This is a genomic window from Nocardioides sp. P5_C9_2 (genome assembly GCF_054049555.1).
The window spans coordinates 1-4,954 of record NZ_JBFUMD010000297.1 but is presented as its reverse complement, the minus strand read 5'-3'; the positions used below and the strand labels follow the sequence as shown (position 1 = coordinate 4,954).

Here is a 4,954-nt window from a genome sequence, read left to right as displayed (position 1 = left end):
GGTCGTAGCCGAGGAGGTGCAGGATGCCGTGCACGGTGAGCAGCTCGATCTCGGCGACGGTCCCGTGGCCGGCCTCCGCACCCTGGCGCTCGGCCACGGTCGGGCACAGCACCAGGTCGCCGAGCACGCCCTCCTCGGGCTCCTCGTTGACCTTGCCGGGACGCAGCTCGTCCATCGGGAAGGCGAGCACGTCGGTGGGACCGTCCTTGCCCATCCACTGCGCGTTGAGCAGCGCGATGGTGTCCTCGTCGACGGCCTTGATGCACAGCTCGGCGAGCGGGTGGACGCGCATCCGGTCCAGCACGAAGCGCGACAGCGTCGAGAGCCGTCGGACGTCGAGCTCCTGATCGGACTCGTTGAGGACCTCGATGCTCATCGGTTGGTCCCCCGCGGGCGGGAGTCGCGCGAGTGCGGCGCGGGCTGCTGGGCGTCGAAGGCGTCGTACGCCGCCACGATGCGACCCACGAGCCGGTGCCGCACGACGTCGTGGGACGTGAGCCGGTTGAACACGACGTCCTCGACGCCGTCGAGGATGCCCTCGACCACGCGGAGGCCGGACTGGACCCCGTTGGGCAGGTCCACCTGGGTGACGTCACCGGTGACGACGATCTTGGAGCCGAAGCCGAGGCGGGTGAGGAACATCTTCATCTGCTCCGGCGAGGTGTTCTGCGCCTCGTCCAGGATGATGAACGCGTCGTTGAGGGTGCGCCCCCGCATGTAGGCCAGCGGCGCGACCTCGATGGTCCCGGCCGCCAGCAGCTTGGGGATCGTCTCCGGGTCGAGCATGTCGTGCAGCGCGTCGTACAGCGGGCGCAGGTAGGGGTCGATCTTCTCCGACAGCGTGCCGGGCAGGAACCCGAGCCGCTCGCCGGCCTCGACGGCGGGACGGGTCAGGATGATCCGGCTGACGTCCTTGGCCTGCAGGGCCTGCACGGCCTTGGCCATGGCGAGGTAGGTCTTGCCGGTGCCGGCCGGGCCGATCCCGAAGGTGATGGTGTGCTTGTCGATCGAGTCGACGTAGCGCTTCTGGTTGAGGGTCTTGGGCCGGATCGTGCGCCCGCGGTTGCTCAGGATGTTGAGCGACAGCACGTCGGCCGGGCGCTCGGTGGTCTCGGCGCGCATCATCGAGATGATCCGCTCGACCGTCTCGGCGGTGACGCCCTGGCCGGTGCGGATGATGGTCACGATCTCGTCGAGCAGCCGCTCGGCGAGCGCGACCTCGGCCGGCTCGCCGGTGAGGGTGATGCGGTTGCCGCGGACGTGGACGTCGGCGGAGAACGCGCGCTCGATGAGGCCGAGGTGCTCGTCGCCGGGGCCGAGGACGCTGACCATGTCGATGCTGTTGGGCACGACGACGGTGTGGGAGGGGTAAGGAGTCTCAGTCATGGGTGGCCCCATGCTAGCGAGCGGCACCGACACCGCCCACCGGGAACCCGCGCGCCGCCCCGCAGCGGTGTTTCGGCACGGTGAATACGCGCAAGGTCCTGACCGGACCGCGCCCGCGGACCTAGGCTCAGCCGGTGACTCGTCCTCTCTCGGCACTGACAGTCCTCGTCGTCCTGCTCGGGGCCCTGCTGGTCCCACCCACCGTCTCGGCCGTCTCGGCCGTCGCACCGGGGCACACGGTCGTCCTGACCGGCGCCGGTACGACGACGTACCCGGCGTTCGCGACCGGCACCACGAGGTACGGCATCCGCACCACGGGCGCGACCGGTGGCCGCGTGCAGGTCGACGCCACCACGACCGACCCGGGCGGGAGGGTCTTCGTCGACGGCGAGCTGGCCACCGGGCCGGTGAAGGTGGAGGGGCTCACGGACGGCGACGAGGTGTCGGTCATCATCCGGGACGCGGCCGGGTCGTCGGCCTACTCCTTCATCTACCTGCCGACCGGCTTCCCGGTCCTCACCTCGGACGCCACGCCGGCCGCCCAGCCGGGTCACACGCTGGTGACCCTCAACGACTTCACGGGCGAGCGGCCACGCTTCATGGCGGTCCTCGACGGCAACGCGGTGCCCCGCTTCGTCCGGCGCTACGACGGCAACATGCACGACTTCAAGAGGCAGCCGGACGGCAGCTACTCCGTCAGCTCCGACACCCAGGACGGCCGGCCCGTCCCCGAGCGGATCCTCGAGCTCGACGAGCGGCTGGAGCGGGTGGCCTCGCACCGCACGGTCAACCTCGTCGACACCGACTTCCACGACTCCGTGTTCCTGCCCGACGGCCACAAGATCCTGATGGCCTACGAGTCGCGCGACGACGGCAGCGGACTGTCCGACTCGGTGATCCAGGAGCTCGACCCGCTCGGCGACCCCGTGTTCACCTGGTCCACCCGCGACCACGTGGACCTCGCCGAGGAGCGGGTCTCGATGTCGGGCGACTACGCCCACCTCAACTCCGTCGCCGTCCTGCCCGACGGCGACCTCCTCGCGTCCTTCCGCAACCTCACCGCGGTGTTCAAGATCGCCCGGACCGCCCACGACGGGTACGCCGAGGGCGAGGTGATCTGGCGTCTCGGGGGCCGCCGCAGCGACTTCGACTTCGTCGGGGACCCCTGGGGTGGCCAGTGTGCCCAGCACACGGCGACGATGACCAGCAAGCCGGGAGAGGCCCCCCGGATCATGGTGTTCGACAACGGGTCGTTCAACATCTGTGTCGACCAGTCGCAACCCGATGGCCCCCTCCGCGCCCGGCTGTCCAGCCGGGCGGTCGAGTACGAGCTCGACGAGGACGCCGGCACCGCCACCCTGGTCTGGGAGCACGCACCCACCGACCCCTCCAGCGGGCGCCCGTTCTTCGGCGAGTTCACCGGTTCCGCCTTCCGGATGCCCAACGGCAACACCCTCATCGGCTGGGGCAACAACGTCGCCGAGACCACGGCCAGCGAGGTCGACGCCGCCGGTCGGGTCGTGTGGACGCTGCAGAACCCGGACGACGGAGCGGGCAACCCCGTCCCCAACTACGGGAGCTACCGCTTCCACCGGGCCACGGTGCGCGACGCGTTCGCACCCTCCGCCGAGCTGGAGGTCCCCGCCGAGGGAGCGACCTACGAGTACGACGCCGCGGTCGTGGCACGGTACGGCTGCTCGGACACCGGCGGCTCCAGCCTGGTGGACTGCTCCGGCCCTGCCGAGTCCGGCTCCTCGCTGGACACCCGCACGCCCGGCACGCACGTCTTCACCGTCACCGCCCGGGACGGGGACGGCAACACCACGACGCGCAGCGCGAGCTACACCGTCCTGCCCGCGCCGCCGGCTCCGACGACGCCCCCCACGACGCCCTCCCCGACCACGCCCTCCCCGACGACGCCTCCCCCGACCCTGCCCGGCCCCCGTGGGCCCGTGGCCGACGCCGTCCTGGTCGTCGGCACGGACGTGATCGGCGAGTCACGCTTCGGCGCCGGCCAGCGTGGGCGTGTCCGCCTCACCCAGCGCCGCGACGTGCGGGTGGTGAGGCTGCGGGTGCGGAACGCCGGTGACACGACGAGCCGGTTCGACGTCGCAGGGCCCGGCCACCGACGAGGCGTGCAGGTCACCGCGACCATGGGTGGTCGCGACGTGACCCGACTCCTGCGACGCGGGCTCCTCCGGACCGCGAGGCTGCACCCCGACGAATCCGTGACGCTGCGCGTGACGCTCCGGCGTACCGCAGACGCTCGGGTCGGGGACGACAGGCTGCTCCGCTTCGGCGCCGCGACGCGGACCGACTCCGACACGGTGCGCCTGCAGGTCAGGATCCGCTGAGCCCTTCGTGACGCCCGGCGGGCGGCGCGGCGACGTACCGTGTCCCCATGCCGGGTGCCGACCGCGACGTCCACGAGTGGTACGACGAGGATCCCGACGACCACGACGACGACACCGCCCCGGCGTGGTTCGCGGGCCAGCACCTCCCCGAGGACGCGCGCCTGATGGGGCTGACGCACCACACCGTCGAAGGCGCGCTGCTCGACTTCGGCGGTCGCCTGGACGCCTCCAAGCCCTGGCACCGGGTCACCGCGTGGGCGCTGCTCGTGGTCTTCGGGATGCCGGTGGTGTTCGCGGTGCTGCGCCTGCGCTACCTGTTCTGACCGAGCTGCCGGGGCCGGTCAGGGCTTGCTGACCTGGAGCATCCCCAGGCACATCTCGTCGGTGGTGCCCTCGCCCCACACGACGTACCGGTCGGGCTGGTCCTCGAAGGACGGCAGCTCGTCGCGCAGCCACTGCACGTGCTTGCAGGTGACCTCCACGGTGTCGCCGGGCAGCAGCGAGACCGGCTCGATGTCGCGGGCGCCCTGGTCGTCGAAGTCCCACACGGGGATGTCGAGCACCGTCTTCTCGCGATCGGTGCCGGGATTGGTGACGACGCGGATCTGCCGCCCGAGCAGGTGCATGTGCCCGCCGGCGGCGTGGATGGTGATCGGCTCGTTGACGGTGCGCGTGCAGCTCTGCACCTGGCCGGGGTCCGGCTCGCCGCCACACAGCAGGTAGAGCACGTTGGCCGTCCGGGACCCATCGGCGCCGAAGCGCTGCAGCACGTCCATCATCGCGGCGTCGCGGTCGCACAGCGGCCCGTCGGCGTACGCCGGGCGGCAGGGCAGCTCGACGGGGGCCGGCAGCAGCATCGTGTGCAGCTCGGTCATGTCGCGGTTCCCGGACGCGAGACGCAGCTGGGCCGCCGACGTGTCCGGTTGGGTGCCGGCGAGCAGGTTGTAGTGGACCTGCATGACGATCCGGGACCCCTGGGCGAGGCGCACGCCGTAGCCGGGCTTGCGGACCGACTCGGTGCCGCCCGGCGCCCAGGCGCCGATCCACGCGGCGTCGTCGACGTTCTGGAAGGCGTCGAGGCCGGTGCCGCCGAAGCAGGTCCACCCCTCGCCGTCGTCCTGGGCGTCCTTCTCCTCCGCCGCGGCCACCTGGTCGGCCGGGACCTGGAACAGGATCACGTGGTGGACGACCTCGGGGTTGCCTGGCTGCACGGT

The 4,954-nt window shown here is 71.6% G+C and carries 5 protein-coding genes; 2 read left to right on the top strand and 3 right to left on the bottom strand.

Annotated features, from left to right (window positions below; translation table 11 throughout):
- The coding region (gene ybeY / locus ACXJKL_RS14395) for an rRNA maturation RNase YbeY (RefSeq protein WP_457207731.1) at window positions 1-376 on the bottom strand (376 nt) is incomplete at its 3' end.
- A complete protein-coding gene (locus ACXJKL_RS14390; protein ID WP_457207730.1) occupies window positions 373-1,386 on the bottom strand; it encodes a PhoH family protein in 1,014 nt (337 codons plus the stop codon). The genes ACXJKL_RS14390 and ybeY, both read right to left, overlap by 4 nt.
- A 134-nt stretch (window positions 1,387-1,520) precedes the next feature.
- Between ACXJKL_RS14390 and ACXJKL_RS14385 the strand changes: the two genes are divergently transcribed.
- Together ACXJKL_RS14385 and ACXJKL_RS14380 are read left to right on the top strand one after the other, a co-directional pair.
- A complete protein-coding gene (locus ACXJKL_RS14385) occupies window positions 1,521-3,740 on the top strand; it encodes an aryl-sulfate sulfotransferase (RefSeq protein WP_457207729.1) in 2,220 nt (739 codons plus the stop codon).
- Window positions 3,741-3,787: 47 nt separating this feature from the next.
- Complete coding sequence (locus ACXJKL_RS14380; RefSeq protein WP_457207728.1) at window positions 3,788-4,063, top strand: hypothetical protein; 276 nt, start codon at window positions 3,788-3,790, stop codon at window positions 4,061-4,063.
- Window positions 4,064-4,081: 18 nt separating this feature from the next.
- Here the strand turns inward: ACXJKL_RS14380 and ACXJKL_RS14375 are convergent.
- The coding region (locus ACXJKL_RS14375) for a hypothetical protein (protein WP_457207727.1) at window positions 4,082-4,954 on the bottom strand (873 nt) is incomplete at its 5' end.

Coding starts and splice junctions, on each gene's coding strand:
- ACXJKL_RS14380 (WP_457207728.1), top strand. CDS start 3,788: ATGCCGGGTGCCGACCGCGACGTCCACGAGTGGTACGACGAGGATCCC.
- ACXJKL_RS14390 (WP_457207730.1), bottom strand. CDS start 1,386: ATGACTGAGACTCCTTACCCCTCCCACACCGTCGTCGTGCCCAACAGC.